We start from the raw sequence: 17,381 nt of genomic DNA, 5'->3' as shown, positions 1-17,381 counted from the left end.
AAATATTTAGTTATATTTGTCATGTCGAACTAAATAAGTAGTTGAAAATTATGAGCAAACAGTTAACAAAAGCCGAAGAACAAATTATGCAAGTTTTGTGGGATTTACAAGAAACCTCTGTAAAGGAAGTTGTTGATAAATTACCTGATCCAAAACCGGCATATAATACGGTTTCTACGATTATCAGAATATTAGAAACTAAAGAATTTGTGGGGCACAAACAAGAAGGTAGAGGTTATTTATATTATCCTATTATTGACAAAGAAACGTATAGCAATCAAAGTTTACATAAATTAATGAATGGTTATTTTGATGGATCTTTTAAAAGTATGGTGTCTTTTTTCGTAAAAGAAAATAATATGGATGTTGCAGAATTGGAATCAATATTAAAAGAGGTGAATAAGAAGTAGTATTCAGTTATCGGTTATCGGTTATCAATTAACAGTTATCAATTAACAGTTATCGGTTATCAATTATCAATTAACAGTTATCGGTTATCAGGGCAAGTCAGTTCGGGAGGTTTTTGAGGTTTCGACTGCGCTCAACCAGACATTCTTAAAATAATAAAAATAAAAGAGATGATCAATTACATTCTTCAAGTTATTTTATTCCAAGTTTTATTCTTGGCTATCTATGATTTCTTTCTGAGCAAAGAAACGTTTTTCACCAAAAACAGGTGGTATTTGGTAGTGACGTCAATTTTGTCTTTTTTAATTCCGTTGATAAAAGTACCAAGTTTTCAAAAAGCAGTTCCGCAAGAGTTTATGGTGTATTTACCTGAGATCTTTTTATCTCCAGAAAAAGTGATTCAGAAAGTCATAGAAAATAAAGCTTTTTACGAATCTGTAAATTATGTAGCTATTTTATTTTGGTTGGGAGTTGTTCTTTTTTCAATGCTATTTCTGATAAAATTAGGTAAGATTGTCAACTTAATTAGAAAACAGGAAGTTGTTGCGTATCCTGAATTTACATTGATTTTAATTCCAAATCAAACCAAAGCATTTTCATTTTTTAACTATATATTTTTAGGAAAAGAAATTAAAGAAACGAATAGAGGTAAAATCATTCAGCATGAATTAGTGCACAGTAAACAAAAGCATTCTTTAGATTTATTATTCTTCGAATTGCTTAAAATTATAATGTGGTTTAATCCGATGATTTATTTCTATCAACAGAGAATAACCTTGGTTCATGAATATATTTCTGATGCAATTGTTGCTAAATCAGAAAACAAAGAAACTTATATAAATAATTTACTATCCAACTTTTTTCAGGTTGAAAACATTTCGTTTATCAATCAATTTTACAAACAATCCTTCATTAAAAAAAGAATTATGATGATGACAAAAACACAATCAAAAAAAATGAATCAACTAAAATATTTAGTGTTGATTCCTGTATTAGGAAGTATGCTTTTTTACGTAGCATGTACACAATCAGAAAATGATGTACCGGCAGCTACTATTAGTGAATACCAAGGTAAAATTAAAATTCAAAATGAGTTTTATTTCATAAAACAAAATGAATTTGGTAAAACTATTGGTTTTAATAGCAAAGGAGAAGAAGTTGATGTATTGAGTTTGTTGCCAGAAAGTGTCGTGGCTTTGAACTTTGAGAACGGGAAACTGGTTACTGAATTTAGTTATGCTGATGACAAAAAGAAAACCAAAGAATTACAAGTTATTAAAGATCCTAATACAATAACAGACACCGAAGAAATCTCATTCTTGAAAATAGATAAATCACCAACTTTCCCTGGTTGTGAATCTGGAGATAAAGATTGTTTTTCAAAAATGGTCCAGAAACATTTTTCTGAGAGCTTTAATGCTAAAATGGTTAACAATCTAGGTTTGTCTGCAGGAAAGAAAAGAGTTTTTATCGGTTTTAAAATTGATACTTACGGAAATATTGTAGATGTCAATGCTAGAGCACCGCATGAAAAAATAGAAGAAGAAGTTATCAAAGTAATGAGTTCTTTACCAAAAATGATGCCTGGAGAACAAGAAGGTAAAACAGTTGCAGTAAAATATGCTATACCTTTTACTCTCGTAATAGACTAAAAAAAATGTTTATGAAAAAGAGTTTTTAATTGTATTATTATTTGTAATTGTAAAAGTCGAAGCGCAAACTTCGACTTTTACTATTGCAGACAGTTTGTTTGAAAAAGGCAGGTACAAATTGGCTTTACAAGAATTAGATAAAAATAAACCTACATTTTTATCAAACTATAAAAAAGCAATGATTTATGAATCTATTGATGATTTTAAAAAATCTGCTGAATTTTTAGAAAAAGCAACTGTTTTTAAAGGTGATGAAAAAGTAAAATTGAAGTTGGCAAAAACGTATCAACGTCTAAAAATAAGCAATAAAGCTGTTAAAATTTACGAAGAAATTGTAGCCAAAGATTCTTTAAATCTCGTGTTAAAATATCAATTGGGTAAATTGTATTTAAATACCAAAGACGCAGATAAAGCAGTAAGGATTTTTAAATATTTAATTGATAACGATGCATTAAACGCAATTATTCCTATCAATTAGCATTGGCCTATGCTCTTAAAAATGATAGAGATCAAGACCGTTGCAAGGAAGTACCTAATAAAAAGCACAAAAATAACACGTAATTATTTATGTTAAATATTTGATTGTAAGTATATTAAGTTGTAAATTTAGTGTATGAAAATACAAAAACAACCAACTTTAGCCGATAGCATTTGTGATTTACGAGCAAGAAAAATTAAAAAGACATTTTTCACCCAAATAAACACCCTTATCGATTGGGATACGATCTCTATCCTAATAAATAATGATTATTTAAAAGGAAAAAGTGCCACTGGCAAGCCTTCTTATGATGGGACATTACTTTTTAAAATGTGTCTTTTACAAAGTTGGTATGGTTTAAGCGATTATGAAGTTGAAGACCGAATAAATGACAGTCTTTCCTTTAGTTATTTTTGTGGGATGACCATTGAACAGGTTGCTCCAGATCATAGTACTTTAAGTAGGTTTAGAACCGCATTAACCAAAACACAAACCTTCGAAAAATTATTTACCTCCATAAACAAACAGCTAGAAGCACATAATATCATTGTAAAAACAGGTTTAATAATAGACGCTAGTGTAATAGATACGCCACTTAGACCAAAAGGAAAAACAAATTTTAAGGTAACCGAAGACCGCTGTGCAGACCAAGTAGAAGTACACAAAGAATATCCAGATAGTGTCGATAAAGAGGGTACTTGGTTAAAGAAAAGAGGAAAGTACCATTTTGGGTTTAAAAAGCATCATGTAACGGATAACGAAGGACTCGTTCTAGGAGTACTAACCACAACTGCCAGCAAAAATGAGATTGCAAATTTGGAGGAAGTTCTAGAAACTGTAAATGTAGCATTACCAAAAGGCATCCCTCTAAAGGCAGATAAAGGGTACCAATCAAAGAAAAATGTTGCGATTTTAAAGAAGCGTAATTTAAAGAATCATATCCTTAAAAAGGCGGTAAAAAATAAACCGTTAACAAAATGGGAAACTAGATTCAATAAATTAATAGGAAAAACAAGGTTTAAAGTAGAACGTACTTTTGGAGGAATAAAATTATGGTTTAAAGGTGGAATTGCAAGATATAGAGGGATGAAAAAAATGCATACACAAAATTTGATGGAGGCAATGTGCTATAATTTATATCGAAGTCCAGGGATATTTGCGTCTAATTGTAAAAATTAAGGAAAAATGAAGCCTAAAAAAGGCATTTACTCACTTAAAATAGAAAAAAAATAGCATAATCGATGTTGTAGCTAAAAAAAAAGGGAACTCTAAAAAGTAAAATTAATTAAGTTCGCTTTTTGCAACGGTCTTAGATCGAATGATTAACAGTTTTATTGATACCTATAAAAAAGATACACTTCATTTAAAAGCTATTGAAAATTTAGCCTCTAGTTTTAAAAAGCTAAATGATATTGATTCAACCCAATTATTTGTAGAAAAAGGATTGGTTATAGATAAAGATGATATCAACTTAAACAGGTTAAAAATCAACCAATTATTTAGAGATGAGAAATATAAAGAAGCAATTCCGTTTTTATTAAATTTAGATTCAATCGATAAAAAAGACACCTATAGCATGTCTATGTTAGGCAGAACCTATTATAATTTAGACAGTTTAGAAAAGGTGAAAGAGTATTTTAAAAAGGTTTCTAGAGTAGATCGTGAAGACTTTAAGGCACGCACATATCTAGGGCATGTTGCGCTCAAAGAAAAAGATTATAAAGCTGCAACGGTGAATTACATGATGGCAACTTATATAGGAAAAGAAAAAAGAGACGAAGAATATTATGGTTTGGCAACTGTTTATTACGAAAAAAAAGAGCCACTTTTAGCAATGAATAATTTTGAAAAAGCATATGCCGAAAATTCTAATAATTATAAAGCGTTGTTTCAATTAGCGAAACTTACTGATGATTATTACGAAGATAAAAAAATGGACTACAAATTGTATAAAAAATATATGAGATATCAGTATAATAAAGATGAACAGATGTCAAATTTTGTGGAGCGCAGAATAAAAGACATTAAAAATGAGTATTTTATGAAAGGTGAAAATTTGGAAGATTAAACCCAATAAAATTTAGTAAATTCACATTTTTAATAGAATTATGATTTTTCGTGCTTTTATTTTTTTTGTTTTAGTAGTTTTTTGCGTTTCGTGCGATAAATTTTCATTTTCAAAAAATAAAGATTTACAAGATTTAGATACCATTGTAGATTTTACTTCGGTAGATTTCTCTCCTTCGTTTAAAATCTGTGATGCTATAATCGATAAAGATGAAATAGCTATTTGTTTTAGAAATACAATTCATCAAAAGATTGGAGCGGAGCTGCAACAACATTCTTTAACAATTAAGGACTCTATTGATGAACTTATTTATGTGGATGTCTTAATCAACTCAAAAGGAGAAATTATTTTTGATGAAACTTCTACATCAGAAAACATAAAAGAACAGCTGCCAAAATTAGACAGTATACTTAAAGAAAGTGTAAAGAATTTACCTAAAATTCATCCAGCAATTAAAAGAGGAATTCCTGTGACTACAAAATATAGATTACCAATCAGAATTTTGTTTAAAGATTAACTTACAAGCTTCATAAAAAAAAGTACATTTACAAATGTCATTTTTATAACCTCAAATAAAAATAATAGCAACTCAATTTTGTTATACTACGGATGAATAATTTTCAAAAAAAAATACAGGAGCTTGGAGAAGTTGAAGATTTTGAAGTCAAAAATAATAGCTTACTACTTTTTTTAATAGGACCTAGTCTTTTCATTTTCTCTTACTTTATAAATAATTTTGGCGATGATAATTTAAGAATTAAGGGCGCTAGAGAATTTTTTGCTTTGTTATTTCTAATCGTAAGTATTTTACCACATATTTTTAAAAAAAGAATAAAACCTTTTTTTGGATGGATGGTTTTTTTATTGATGCTGTCCTTTACTCATTATTTAATAATTAACCTAGCGATTAATAATTTTAGCGTTCAGTTTTTATTAGGATTCTATGTTTTTGTTTTTGGATCAATTTTATTGTTTAATAATAGAACATTTATAAGCGCTTTTTTAATTACTATATTTATTCACCTTTTGCAAAAATTGACGATAGCAGATATTGACGTTTTGCTCTATAAAGCCGTATTGAGCTCGTTTACTTTATTATTTATGTTCTCTTTTATTAGTTTAATCGGCTCAACAATATTTAGAAAAAAATAAGACGAATTAATAGAATTTTATATGAAAAAACAAAAGAAAAACAATAGATTTAGCAAAGAAAGCAAAAGATTTAGAGGGAAAAAACTTAGACTTAGAGGAATTTGCCTTTGTGGTTTCTCATGATTTAAAAACTCCTTTAAGTAATATTCTGGCATTATCTTCTTGGTTAAAAGAAAGTGTAGAAAATAAGGATGGGGATGCTATAAAAACGAATGCAGAGCTCATAGATAAGCAAGTAACCCAAATGGATTTAATTATCCAAGGTGTTTTAAATTACTCTTTACAGAATGATGTTTCCAGTAATTATGAGGAAATAAATTTGGATATACTAGTGAATGATTTAGCTATTTTATTTACAAATAAAAACTGTATAATTACGGTAAAAAGCAAACTACCAATTATAGAAATTAACAAAACGAAAATACTTCAAGTTTTTCAAAATTTAATTCAAAATGGAATTAAATATAACAATAAAGAGCTTTTCGAAATTGAAATTGATTATAAGTTAGAACAAAATTTACATACCTTTTCTGTAAAAGATAATGGCATTGGAATTGAGAAAAAATATCATAAGAAAATCTTTGAATTATTTCAAAGATTAGACGTAAATGGAATGGAAAATGCTGGTATTGGATTGTCTTTGGTAAAGAAAATAATTAGTCGAAATAATGGTGAAATTTATTTAGAAAGTGAAGTAAATGTTGGCAGCACTTTTTATTTTACTTTACCAGCTTAATTTAATATTTTCCAAAGTTTATCTTTCAACTCTTGCAATCCAGTTTCTGCAACTGACGATATAAATAGTGTTTCAACTCCTTTAGGTAAATCTAGTTTTATTTCTTCCTTTAGCTCATCATCTAGCATATCCGTTTTAGAAATTGCCAATAAACGTTCTTTATCCAATAATTCGGGATTGTATTTTTTTAGTTCATTTAACAAAACATCATACTCTTTGTTGATGTCATCGCTATCTGCAGGAATTAAGAATAACAGCGCAGAATTACGTTCAATATGTCTTAAAAAACGATGTCCTAAACCTTTTCCATCAGCAGCACCTTCTATAATTCCTGGAATATCAGCAATTACAAATGTTTGATGATTTCTGTGTTCAACGATTCCTAAATTGGGTTTTAAAGTTGTAAAAGCATAATCTGCAATTTTAGGTTTTGCAGAGGTTAAAACAGATAATAAGGTAGATTTACCTGCGTTTGGGAAACCAACTAAGCCAACATCCGCTAATAATTTTAATTCAATTCTAAACCAACCATCTAAACCATCTATACCTGGTTGCGCATATCTTGGCGTTTGATTTGTTGATGTTCTAAAATTCCAGTTTCCAAGTCCGCCTTTCCCACCTTCTAATAAAACAACTTCTTTTTTATCTTCAGTAATTTCTAAGATAACTTCATTTGTATCTGCATCTTTAATAATAGTTCCTAATGGTACATCAACAAAAATATCTTCTGCGTCATGACCACTACTTCTACTTTTACTTCCTGCTCCACCCCCTTCAGCTCTAAAGTGACGTTTAAATTTTAGGTGAAAAAGTGTCCACATATTCTTGTCTCCACGTAAAATAATATGACCACCACGACCACCATCGCCACCATCTGGGCCACCTTTAGTAATAAATTTTTCTCTGTGAAGATGCACAGAACCTTGTCCACCTTTTCCAGAAGATGCGTATATTTTTATGTAATCAACAAAATTTCCTTCTGTCATTATTTCTTAATTTTAAACGTCAGATTTAAGATTTCTAACAAACACGTGCTGTTTTCCTTTTAATTTCAAATCGTCTGTCATTATTTCTGTAATTTTTTAATTGTGTTTTAAGTAGTAACTATTTAAATGTTTGCACAGGTAAACAATTATACAGTTTTACAATGTATTGAAAACTTCAGACAAACGCGTTGTAATTTCATTAATATTACCAACACCATTTATTCCGTAATAATTTCCTTGTGCCTGATAAAAGTCTTTTAAAACAGCGGTTTTTGTATTGTATTCGTTAAAACGATTTCTAATTTTGCTTTCATCAGTATCATCTGTTCTTCCACTAGTTTTACCTCTTTCTAACAAACGCGCAACTAATAAATCTTCAGGAACCTCTAATGCGACCATTCCATTTATTTGTTCGCCTTTTTCAGCTAAGAATTCATCCAAAGCTATTGCTTGAGATTCGGTTCTTGGAAAACCATCAAAAATAAAACCATTGGCATCTACATTTTTTTCTACTTCTGCTTTTAACATGTTTATGGTAACTTCATCAGGCACTAAATCCCCTTTATCCATAAAACTCTTTGCTAACTGACCTAATTCCGTTTGATTTTTAATATTGAATCTAAAAACGTCTCCAGTAGAAATATGTACTAAATTATATTTCTCTTTTAGTAAAGTTGCTTGCGTTCCTTTTCCTGCTCCTGGAGGACCAAATAATACAATATTTTTCATTTTAGGTTGTGTTGTTAGTTGGTATATTGCCGGGTAGTTTCTGCCTAAATTATTATAATCTAAGCCATAACCAACAATAAATTTATCCTCTATACTTTTGCCGATATAATTTATTGGTAGTTCTTTTTTAAAAACATCTGGTTTAAAGAAAAGGGTAGCAACTTTTAGTTGCTTTACATTTTTGTTTCTAAAGATATTATATATTTCTTGCAACGTTGCACCAGTGTCTATAATGTCTTCTAAAATAATAACAGTTCTGCCTGTTAAATCTTCATTAATACCTACTAAGTGTTTTATATTTTCTGTAGTTGATGTTCCTTCATAAGAAGCTAGTTTTACAAATGAAACTTCGCAATTTCCTTTAAATTCTCTAATAAAGTCTGCGGCAAAAAGGAAACATCCGTTTAAAATACCCACAAAAATGGGCACTTCATCTTTTGGTAGATCTGCTTTTACTTCCAGTGCTAGTTCTTTTATAATCGCAGAAATTTCTTCCTTATTGATAAAAGGTTTAAAGTATAAATCGTGAAGTTTTATAATTTTCATAGCAGTGTAAATATCGTGGCTCTATTTGTAATGAAAAAACCGCTTTCTTTTGCTGAACATATCTCTGTGTCAGAAAAGAAAACGGTTTTAATTTATGTTAAAATTAAATTAGTTGTCTTTATCTTCTTTCTTTGTCATATCATACATAATTGGCGTTGCAACAAATATAGAAGAATACGTTCCTACTACAATACCAACAATTAATGCAAACATAAATCCTTTAATAGAGTCTCCTCCAAATAAGAAGATTGCTAACATTACTAATAATGTTGTTAAAGAAGTATTTATAGTTCTTCCTAAAGTACGATTTATGGCGTCATTAATTAATACATTATGTTTTCCACGACGTTCGTTTGTGAACTCTCTAATCCTGTCAAAAATAATAACGGTGTCATTTAAGGAGTACCCGACGACCGTAAGTATTGCTGCAATAAAAGATTGATCTATTTCCATATCAAAAGGCATAATGTTATATGCAATTGAAAATACACCTAATACAATTAGTACATCATGAAATACAGCTGCAACAGCACCCACACTAAAGGATATTTTTCTAAATCTTAGCAAGATGTACAAGAAAACTACTAGTAATGAACCTAAAACTGCATATAAAGCAGATTTTTTAATATCATCTGCAATTGTTGGTTCTACTTTTATGTAGCTCATTATGCCGCTTCCAGCTTTTTCAAAACCAGGTTTAAAGTTTTCATAAGTAGTTGTTCCTAAATATGATTTTAAGCCTGTAAATAATGCATTTTGAACTTGTTCATCAACTTCTTGACCTTCTTCTTCAATTTTATAAACCGTTGTTATTTTTAGTTGATTGTCATTACCATATGTTTTTACTTCTGGAGCTGTACCAAAAGCCCCTTTTAAAGTTGAAGCAACTTCTGTAGCACTCATTGGTTGATCAAAACGAACTACGTAAGAACGACCACCTTTAAAATCTACACCTTGTTTTAATCCGATAGAAAAAATAGAAATTAGACTTATAATGATAAGTGTTCCAGAAATCACGTAAGCAACTTTACGTTTCTTGATGTACTGGATGTCTATATTTTCGAACCAACCTTTAGAAATAGAGGTATTAAATGTTAGATTATTTGATTTAGCAACTGCTCTGTCTATTAAAATACGTGTAATAAATACAGCAGTAAATAAAGAAGTAGCGATACCAATCATTAAGGTTAAAGCAAATCCTTTTATTGGTCCTGTCCCAAAAATATATAAAATAATACCTGTTAATAAGGTTGTAATATTTGCATCAATAATTGCAGATAATGCTCCTTTAATAGAGAAACCTTCTTCTACAGATTGTTTTAATCCTTTTTTAGAAGATAAAGCTTCTTTAATTCTTTCAAAAATAATTACGTTGGCATCCACACACATACCAATTGTTAAAATGATACCTGCAATTCCGGGTAATGTCAACACCGCATTAAACGATGCTAGAATTCCGAATATAAATAAGATGTTTACAGATAAAGCTACATCGGCATAAATACCTGCTTTTCCGTAATATAGAATCATCCAAAGTAATACTAAGAAAATAGCAATACCAAAAGATATGAAACTTGCGTCGATTGCTTCTTGACCTAAAGATGGCCCAACAACTTCAATTTGAATAATTCTTGCAGCAGCAGGTAATTTACCCGCTTTTAAAACAGTTGCAATATCTTCTGCTTCTTCAATAGTCATGCTTCCGCCAGAAATAGAAGTTCTTCCACCAGTAATAGCTTGGTTTACAGAAGGTGCAGTGTACACATAATCATCTAAAACAACAGCTACAAAGTTACCAATATTATCACCAGTCATTTTAGCCCATTGCTTAGTTCCTGAACTATTCATGGTCATACTAACTTCTGGTTTGTTTAATTGGTCAAACATTTGAGAAGCATCTAAAATAACATCGCCTTCAATAGTTGGTTTGTCATTTCTATTCCCTTTAATTGCATACAAGCCAATTAATTCTGTACCGTCATCACCTTTTATAGATTTGTAGTCCCATAAAAATTTAGTGTATCTTAATTCGGTTGGTAATAAAGCTATTATTTCCTTTTTCTTTAATAAGTCGTTTACAAATGCTGTGTCTAAAACTCTAGCCTGCGCTACTAAAGAGCTTAACTGTTGTTGAGATTGTGCAACATTAGGAAATAAGTATGTAAATAGGTTTTTTTGAACTTTCGTAGAATCTGCAGTTTCCCCTAATAAATCGTCAATATTATCTTTTTTAACAGAATCTTTTTCTATTGCTAAAACAGAATCATCTTTTAATAAATCAGCAACTTTAGCATTCGCAGCAAAGAAAAAGTTTTGTACTTCTGCATTGGTATGAACTTCCCAAAACTGTAATTCAGCTTTGCTTGTAATTAGTTTTGTAACACGCTCAATATCTTTAGCTCCTGGTAATTCAATTTGTATTCTTCCAGAATTTCCAATCCTTTGAATATTTGGTTGCGTAACTCCAAACTTATCAATTCTACTTCTTAGTACTTCAAAAGCAGTACCAATTGAGCTATTAATTTCTTGTTGTAAAGTTTCTTTTACGGTAGCATTTGCTTCATCAAAAGAAATCTTTTCGCTTAACGCCTTTGTCCCAAAAATAGAAGGATCACTTAGTTTCGTAGCTCCTGCAGTTTTTTCAAATTCTTCAAAAAACAAGTCTAAATAAGTAGCATTACTACTCTTTTGTCTTTCATCAGCAGCATTTAAAGCATTGTTGAAAACAACATTTTTAGAATCGTTCGCTAAGCTTTTTAAAACTTCCTTTACAGAAACCTGTAAAATAGCGTTCACACCACCTTTTAAATCAAGACCAAGATTCATTTCTTTGTCTTTCACATCATTGTAGCTGTATTTAGCAAAGCCTAAATCTAAAATATTGTCATTTGCAACACTATCTAGATATTTTCTTTCGAAAGCAGCCTTTTGTCTTGCGTCATTACCCGTTACTTTACGAGCAGCATATACCACTGACTCATCTTCAACTTTAGTAGCTAAAAATGTAAATGATAATTGATATAAACTCACTAATCCAAAAAGGATTGCGAATAATTTAATAAGTCCTTTGTTTTGCATGTTATTTGGTTTATGTCGACTTTATTTTTTTTAAAACGTGCAAATATAGTATTTCAAAGTACCCCAAGCAATTTTTTGGCACATTTATATTGTTGTTTTTTCGGATGATTTTCTACGTACTCATTTTGGTGATTTTGAGAAGTCCTAAAATTGACTATATTTATTCTTTAAACTGATACAATAATTATCACTAACTTATACATATGATGCACTTATCTGATATTGCAATTGCACAAGCCAAAAAACTTCAGCACATAAAAAACATAGCTAAAAAATTAAATGTTGATGAAGAAGATTTAGAAATGTTTGGAAAGTTTAAAGCAAAGCTGCCTTTGTCTTTGATTGATGATGAAAAAGTTAAAAACAATAATTTGGTATTAGTAACTGCTTTAACGCCAACTCCCGCAGGAGAGGGGAAAACTACAGTTTCCATAGGTTTAACAGAAGGATTAAATAAAATTGGAAAACAGGCTACCGTAGTTTTGAGAGAGCCTTCTTTAGGACCTGTTTTTGGAATAAAAGGTGGGGCAGCAGGGGGTGGATATTCGCAAGTGGTGCCAATGGAAGATATCAATTTGCATTTTACGGGTGATTTTAATGCTGTTGAAAAAGCGAATAATTTTTTAGCTGCTTTAATCGATAATAACATCCAAAGTAAAGCCAATCACTTACATATTGATCCAAGAACGATTCTTTGGAAGCGTGTGATTGACATGAATGATAGGTCTTTACGAGATATTACTATTGGTCTTGGCGGAACATCAAATGGAGTGCCAAGACAAGACGGATTTAATATTACGGCAGCTTCTGAAGTGATGGCTATTTTATGCATGGCTTCTAATTTGGATAATTTAAAAGAACGCTTAGGAAATATTTTTATCGGTTTTACTTTTGATAATAAACCTGTTTTTGCACGTGATTTAAAAGCAGAAAATGCGATGGCTATTTTGTTAAAAGATGCTATAAAACCTAATTTGGTGCAAACTTTAGAAGAAAACCCTGCAATTATTCATGGCGGTCCATTTGCAAATATTGCCCAAGGAACCAACACCATTATTGCTACTAAAATGGGATTATCGTTGTCTAATTATGTGGTTACCGAAGCTGGTTTTGGAGCCGATTTAGGCGCGGAAAAATTCTTGAATATCAAATCTCAGTTTGCGAAGTTAAATCCTAAATGTGTAGTTCTAGTTGCAACGATAAGAGCTTTACGTCACCATGGAGGAGCAAAAAGTGAAGCATATAATACGCCCGATTTAGTAAAAGTTACTGACGGATTTAAGAATCTTGAAAAACATATAGAGAATATCAGAAAATTTAATATTGAACCCGTAGTTGCTATCAATTCTTTTGTTTCTGATTCTGATGAAGAAGTTGCTTTTGTGATTGAAAAATGCGCCAGTTTAGGAGTTGAAGCAGTTTTATCTGAAGGTTGGGCAAAAGGGGGCGAAGGAACAAGAGCTTTAGCTAAAGCGGTTGTGCATGTGGTTGAAAATAAAGCGACGCAATACAAACCTTTGTATAACTGGAAATCTCCTGTAACGGATAAAATAGAAATAATAGCTAAAGAAATGTACGGTGCAAAAATTGTAGAATATAGCAAATTAGCCCAATTGAATTTAAGAAGAATTAATAGACTAGGCTTCAATGATTTTGCAATTTGTATGGCTAAAACTCAAAAATCTTTCTCAGATGATGAAACGTTAATTGGAAGACCAGAGGGTTTTACCGTAACGGTTCGAGAAATTGAAATAGCTGCAGGCGCGCAATTTATCATTCCTATTTTAGGGAAAATGATGCGAATGCCCGGGTTGCCAGAACATCCGGCATCAGAAAACATGACGATTGATAATAATGGTGTAATTTCTGGATTGTCTTAATAAAAATAAAACCTCAAAAGTTTTTAAAATCTTTGAGGTTTATAAATTTTTTAGGATGTTTAACGTTTTAAATAAAATCTAAAAGAAGTCATTTACGAAACTTTTTTATCCATTTTTCAAAATTAAAGTAACACTCAATCTTATTTCCCAGTAGGAAACTTCTTCGTTTAGTTTGTCATAAATTGGTTTCAATTCCATTTTTTGATTTAATGTATTAAAAGCAACCCGAACTTTTTCGACTGTTTCTTTGGTTATATATTTTTCCAGTTCAACTTCTTTTCCTTCCATGCATAATTGAGATAAATGAGAGAAAATCGTGGTAATTGACAAGCTTCTTTTTTCGGCAATTTCTGTAGGATTTAATCCGTCTTTATAAAAATCAAAAGTTTTTTGTGTTGTAGGTGTTTTTCTGGGTTTCGCTACACTTTTGAATTCTCGAATTACACTCATAAATTCTGCACCATACTTTTCCATTTTGTTCATTCCAACTCCTGAAATAGCTAAAAATTCGTTTTCAGTTGTAGGAAGTTCACTTGCCATTAATTTTAATGTTTTGTCATTAAAAATGATATATGCTGGCATTTTTTCTTCTTTTGAAATGCGGTATCTTATTTTTTTGAGTGCTGTAAATAGGTCTTTATTTGGTTCGCCTTCTGTGGTTGTTTTTGCTACTTTTTGAGTTTTCTTCCTTTCGTCAGAACTTAAAGGAGTTGTCAATCTAACTGTTTTTTCACCTTTTAAAACTTCCCAACCAATAGGGGATATTTTTAAGGCGGAATTTTCGCTATACATTATTTCTATGAATCCTTGGTTTGCCATTTGAATCACGTAATCTCGCCAATCAAAAAAAGAAACATCCTTTCCTATTCCGTATGTTTTTAGATTAAAATATTGTTTTGAATGAATGTCTGCATTATTGCTTCCTCTTAAAACATTAATTAACATGGTAATTCCATCTTTTTCACCCATTCTTACAATTCCAGAAAGTGCTTTTTGTGTTAAAATAGTGCCTTCAAAATCTTTAGGAGGATTTTCGCAAACGTCACAATTGCCACAGTTTTCAGTAAGATGCTCTCCAAAATAAGACAATAATATTTTTCTTCTACACGATTTGGCCTCTGTAAATTGAAGCATTCTGTTTAATTTTTCCTTTTGCATAAGGCTATTTGCGCCACTGTCTGCAAATTGACTATACAACACGAAATCTCTCATGTTATAGTATAAAATAGTTTCTGAAGGCAATCCATCTCTTCCTGCTCTTCCTATTTCTTGGTAATAGCCTTCTAAGTTTTTGGGTAAATTATAATGAATTACAAAACGAACATTCGATTTATCTATCCCCATTCCAAAAGCAATCGTAGCAACAATTATTTTGGTGTCATCATTTATGAAATCTGTTTGTGTATTTTCTCTTTCCTCATGATTCATTCCTGCATGATAAAATGCTACCGAATGCCCTTCTTGCTTCAAATAATTCGCTACTTCTTCTGTGTTTTTTCTACTTAAACAATAAATAATACCGCTTTCATTTTTTCTTCTTGCTATAAAATTGACAATTTCTTCTAACTTTTTCTTTTTTTGAACCTGTCCTCGTACTTCTATACTTAAGTTTTTTCGGTCAAAAGAAGAAATAAATAATTTAGAGTTTTTTAAGCCTAATTGTTCCTCAATATCTTTACGGGCAGATTTGTCTGCGGTTGCGGTTAATGCCATAAAAGGCACATTTGGTATCGAATTTCTAAATACTTTTAATTGTGTATATTCAGGTCTAAAATCATGGCCCCACATACTTACGCAATGTGCTTCATCAATTGCGACTAATTTTATATTTAGTTCTTTTAACCAAGTGTTGCTAACGGATATTAATTTTTCTGGGGATAAATATAGTAATCGTAATTCCCCATTAATAGCGCTGTTAATTACTTCGTTTTCTTCTTGTGGAGATATAGAACTGTTAAAAAAGTCTGCTTTTATTCCGTTTGATTTTAGCGCTTGTACTTGGTCTTTCATTAATGAAATAAGTGGAGAAACTACAATGGTAATTCCATCATAAACCAGTGCAGGAATTTGGAAACACATCGATTTCCCTCCGCCAGTAGGCATTAATACAAAACTGTCTTTTCCGTCTATTGCTCTATTGATAATTTCCTCTTGTAACGGACGAAAGTTATCATAACCGTACACGTTTTTTAAAAGGGTATGTATTTGTTTTTTCATTTGGTTAGCAATTAATTTACAAACATACGTACTTTACCTGCTTGGCATTATGATTTACAAGAAAAAAGTTACTCATCTTGCTAAAAATTAGTAAATTGATTTAGTCTTAAATAATTACCAATGAGAAGGTTAAGGGTAAAATTATGAAAACATATTAGAAGCAATTATTCAAAGTCTTTTGAGGAATTTAAAACTATAATATTGTTAAAAATAGTTACACTACAACAATTCAATATATTAATAAGTTTGTTTAAATAAAAATATCAATAATATTAAAATCAGTATGCTTTAAAAAGCACAGCCCATTTAGGCAAGCTAAAAGTAAAAGTATGTTATGTTTTTAAAAACCATTTTTAAATTAAAAAAAGCCCCAAAGATGTTTCTTTGAGGCTTTTAGGTGATTTGATAAACTTTATATTTTTTACAATTCTAACAAAGCATTTGTAGCAGAAACTCCTTTTGCAGAAGCTACCATTTGTGCTTTTTCATCAGCTGATAAATTGATTTCTACGATGCTTTCAACTCCATTTTTGCCTAAAACAACAGGAGCTCCAATACATAAATCATTTAAACCATATTCGCCTTCTACTAAAACAGAACAAGGGAAAATTTTCTTTTGATCACAAGCTATTGCTTGCACTAAAGCGCTTACTGCAGCGCCAGGGGCATACCAAGCAGAAGTGCCTAATAAACCAGTTAAGGTAGCACCACCAACTTTTGTTTCTTGTAAAACTTGTTCTAATCTTTCTTTAGAAATAAATTCAGAAACAGGAACAGAATTTCTTGTAGCTAAACGAGTTAAAGGCACCATTCCAGTATCAGAATGACCACCAATTACCATGCCGTCTACATCAGAAATAGGTGCTCCTAAAGCTTCTGCTAATCTATATTTAAAACGAGCAGAATCTAACGCGCCACCCATTCCAATAATTCTATTTTTAGGGATTCCTGTAGTTTTATGAACTAAATAGGTCATTGTATCCATAGGGTTAGATACTACAATAATAATTGTGTCTGGAGAATGTTTAATTAAGTTAGAAGAAACTGTTTTTACAATTCCTGCATTAATACCAATTAATTCTTCACGAGTCATTCCTGGTTTTCTAGGAATTCCAGAAGTAATTACACAAATGTTCGAATTCGCAGTTTTTGCATAATCATTTGTACTTCCTGTAATTTTTGTATCAAAACCATTTAAAGAGGCGGTTTGCATTAAGTCCATTGCTTTCCCTTCTGCGTACCCTTCTTTTATGTCTAATAAAACGACTTCAGAAGCAAAATCTTTAATAGCAATGTATTCTGCACAACTTGCACCTACTGCACCTGCACCAACAACTGTAACTTTCATATTTTTATTTTTTAATTATGTTGATAAAATTCGTTGAACAAAAGTACGAATTTTAGAAATAATAGTACTGGTAAAAATTAAAAAAGACACTTATACTAAGTGT

Annotated in this window: 14 protein-coding genes; 9 read left to right on the top strand and 5 right to left on the bottom strand. The window is 30.8% G+C overall.

Annotation, left to right across the window (positions count from 1 at the left end):
- Positions 1-50 precede the first annotated feature (50 nt).
- The 8 genes from BST83_RS12880 to BST83_RS12845 all read left to right on the top strand — a co-directional run bounded on the left by BST83_RS12880 (position 51) and on the right by BST83_RS12845 (position 6,494).
- Positions 51-410, top strand: coding sequence for a BlaI/MecI/CopY family transcriptional regulator (locus tag BST83_RS12880; protein ID WP_104810135.1), 360 nt, complete (start codon positions 51-53; stop codon positions 408-410).
- Positions 411-578: 168 nt separating this feature from the next.
- Complete coding sequence (locus BST83_RS12875; protein WP_104810134.1) at positions 579-2,060, top strand: M56 family metallopeptidase; 1,482 nt, start codon at positions 579-581, stop codon at positions 2,058-2,060.
- Positions 2,061-2,178: 118 nt separating this feature from the next.
- Positions 2,179-2,538, top strand: coding sequence for a tetratricopeptide repeat protein (locus BST83_RS12870; RefSeq protein ID WP_240614752.1), 360 nt, complete (start codon positions 2,179-2,181; stop codon positions 2,536-2,538).
- A gap of 135 nt (positions 2,539-2,673) precedes the next feature.
- Complete coding sequence (locus BST83_RS12865) at positions 2,674-3,717, top strand: IS5 family transposase (RefSeq protein WP_104809728.1); 1,044 nt, start codon at positions 2,674-2,676, stop codon at positions 3,715-3,717.
- A 139-nt stretch (positions 3,718-3,856) separates the two neighbouring features.
- A complete protein-coding gene (locus BST83_RS12860) occupies positions 3,857-4,606 on the top strand; it encodes a tetratricopeptide repeat protein (RefSeq protein WP_104810133.1) in 750 nt (249 codons plus the stop codon).
- A 40-nt stretch (positions 4,607-4,646) separates the two neighbouring features.
- Entirely contained in the window at positions 4,647-5,123 is a 477-nt protein-coding gene (locus BST83_RS12855; RefSeq protein WP_104810132.1) for a hypothetical protein, read from the top strand.
- 92 nt (positions 5,124-5,215) lie between these two features.
- Positions 5,216-5,758 carry a hypothetical protein gene (locus BST83_RS12850; RefSeq protein WP_104810131.1) on the top strand — a complete coding sequence of 181 codons (543 nt, stop codon included), beginning with the start codon at positions 5,216-5,218 and terminating at the stop codon, positions 5,756-5,758.
- Between the two features lie 43 nt (positions 5,759-5,801).
- Entirely contained in the window at positions 5,802-6,494 is a 693-nt protein-coding gene (locus BST83_RS12845; RefSeq protein WP_302849488.1) for a sensor histidine kinase, read from the top strand.
- Here the strand turns inward: BST83_RS12845 and obgE are convergent.
- The 3 genes from obgE to secDF all read right to left on the bottom strand — a co-directional run bounded on the left by obgE (position 6,491) and on the right by secDF (position 11,833).
- Positions 6,491-7,480: a GTPase ObgE gene (gene obgE, locus BST83_RS12840; protein ID WP_104810129.1), complete on the bottom strand. Its 990-nt coding sequence runs from the start codon at positions 7,478-7,480 to the stop codon at positions 6,491-6,493. The two genes, BST83_RS12845 and obgE, sit on opposite strands and share 4 nt — an antisense overlap.
- Positions 7,481-7,636: 156 nt before the next feature.
- Positions 7,637-8,755, bottom strand: a complete 1,119-nt coding sequence (locus tag BST83_RS12835) for an adenylate kinase (protein ID WP_104810128.1) — start codon at positions 8,753-8,755, stop codon at positions 7,637-7,639.
- A gap of 108 nt (positions 8,756-8,863) precedes the next feature.
- Positions 8,864-11,833 (bottom strand): protein translocase subunit SecDF, encoded by a 2,970-nt coding sequence (secDF, locus tag BST83_RS12830; protein ID WP_104810127.1) that lies wholly within the window; start codon positions 11,831-11,833, stop codon positions 8,864-8,866.
- A 203-nt stretch (positions 11,834-12,036) separates the two neighbouring features.
- Between secDF and BST83_RS12825 the strand changes: the two genes are divergently transcribed.
- A complete protein-coding gene (locus BST83_RS12825; protein WP_104810126.1) occupies positions 12,037-13,713 on the top strand; it encodes a formate--tetrahydrofolate ligase in 1,677 nt (558 codons plus the stop codon).
- Positions 13,714-13,818: 105 nt separating this feature from the next.
- Here the strand turns inward: BST83_RS12825 and recQ are convergent, their stop codons facing one another.
- Complete coding sequence (gene recQ, locus BST83_RS12820) at positions 13,819-15,930, bottom strand: DNA helicase RecQ (protein ID WP_104810125.1); 2,112 nt, start codon at positions 15,928-15,930, stop codon at positions 13,819-13,821.
- A gap of 421 nt (positions 15,931-16,351) precedes the next feature.
- A complete protein-coding gene (gene mdh, locus BST83_RS12815; RefSeq protein ID WP_104810124.1) occupies positions 16,352-17,278 on the bottom strand; it encodes a malate dehydrogenase in 927 nt (308 codons plus the stop codon).
- Positions 17,279-17,381 lie beyond the last annotated feature (103 nt).

It is taken from the genome of Polaribacter filamentus, from assembly GCF_002943715.1.
Lineage (GTDB): Bacteria > Bacteroidota > Bacteroidia > Flavobacteriales > Flavobacteriaceae > Polaribacter > Polaribacter filamentus.
The sequence above is the reverse complement of the archived record's forward strand: the minus strand, read 5'-3'. Positions and strand labels throughout refer to the sequence as shown.

Excerpts from the sequence above, each read along its gene's own strand:
- BST83_RS12860 (WP_104810133.1), top strand. The coding sequence starts at position 3,857 with ATGATTAACAGTTTTATTGATACCTATAAAAAAGATACACTTCATTTA.
- BST83_RS12875 (WP_104810134.1), top strand. The coding sequence starts at position 579 with ATGATCAATTACATTCTTCAAGTTATTTTATTCCAAGTTTTATTCTTG.
- BST83_RS12880 (WP_104810135.1), top strand. The coding sequence starts at position 51 with ATGAGCAAACAGTTAACAAAAGCCGAAGAACAAATTATGCAAGTTTTG.
- BST83_RS12825 (WP_104810126.1), top strand. The coding sequence starts at position 12,037 with ATGATGCACTTATCTGATATTGCAATTGCACAAGCCAAAAAACTTCAG.
- obgE (WP_104810129.1), bottom strand. The coding sequence starts at position 7,480 with ATGACAGAAGGAAATTTTGTTGATTACATAAAAATATACGCATCTTCT.
- BST83_RS12835 (WP_104810128.1), bottom strand. The coding sequence starts at position 8,755 with ATGAAAATTATAAAACTTCACGATTTATACTTTAAACCTTTTATCAAT.
- secDF (WP_104810127.1), bottom strand. The coding sequence starts at position 11,833 with ATGCAAAACAAAGGACTTATTAAATTATTCGCAATCCTTTTTGGATTA.
- mdh (WP_104810124.1), bottom strand. The coding sequence starts at position 17,278 with ATGAAAGTTACAGTTGTTGGTGCAGGTGCAGTAGGTGCAAGTTGTGCA.
- BST83_RS12850 (WP_104810131.1), top strand. The coding sequence starts at position 5,216 with ATGAATAATTTTCAAAAAAAAATACAGGAGCTTGGAGAAGTTGAAGAT.
- recQ (WP_104810125.1), bottom strand. The coding sequence starts at position 15,930 with ATGAAAAAACAAATACATACCCTTTTAAAAAACGTGTACGGTTATGAT.
- BST83_RS12865 (WP_104809728.1), top strand. The coding sequence starts at position 2,674 with ATGAAAATACAAAAACAACCAACTTTAGCCGATAGCATTTGTGATTTA.
- BST83_RS12855 (WP_104810132.1), top strand. The coding sequence starts at position 4,647 with ATGATTTTTCGTGCTTTTATTTTTTTTGTTTTAGTAGTTTTTTGCGTT.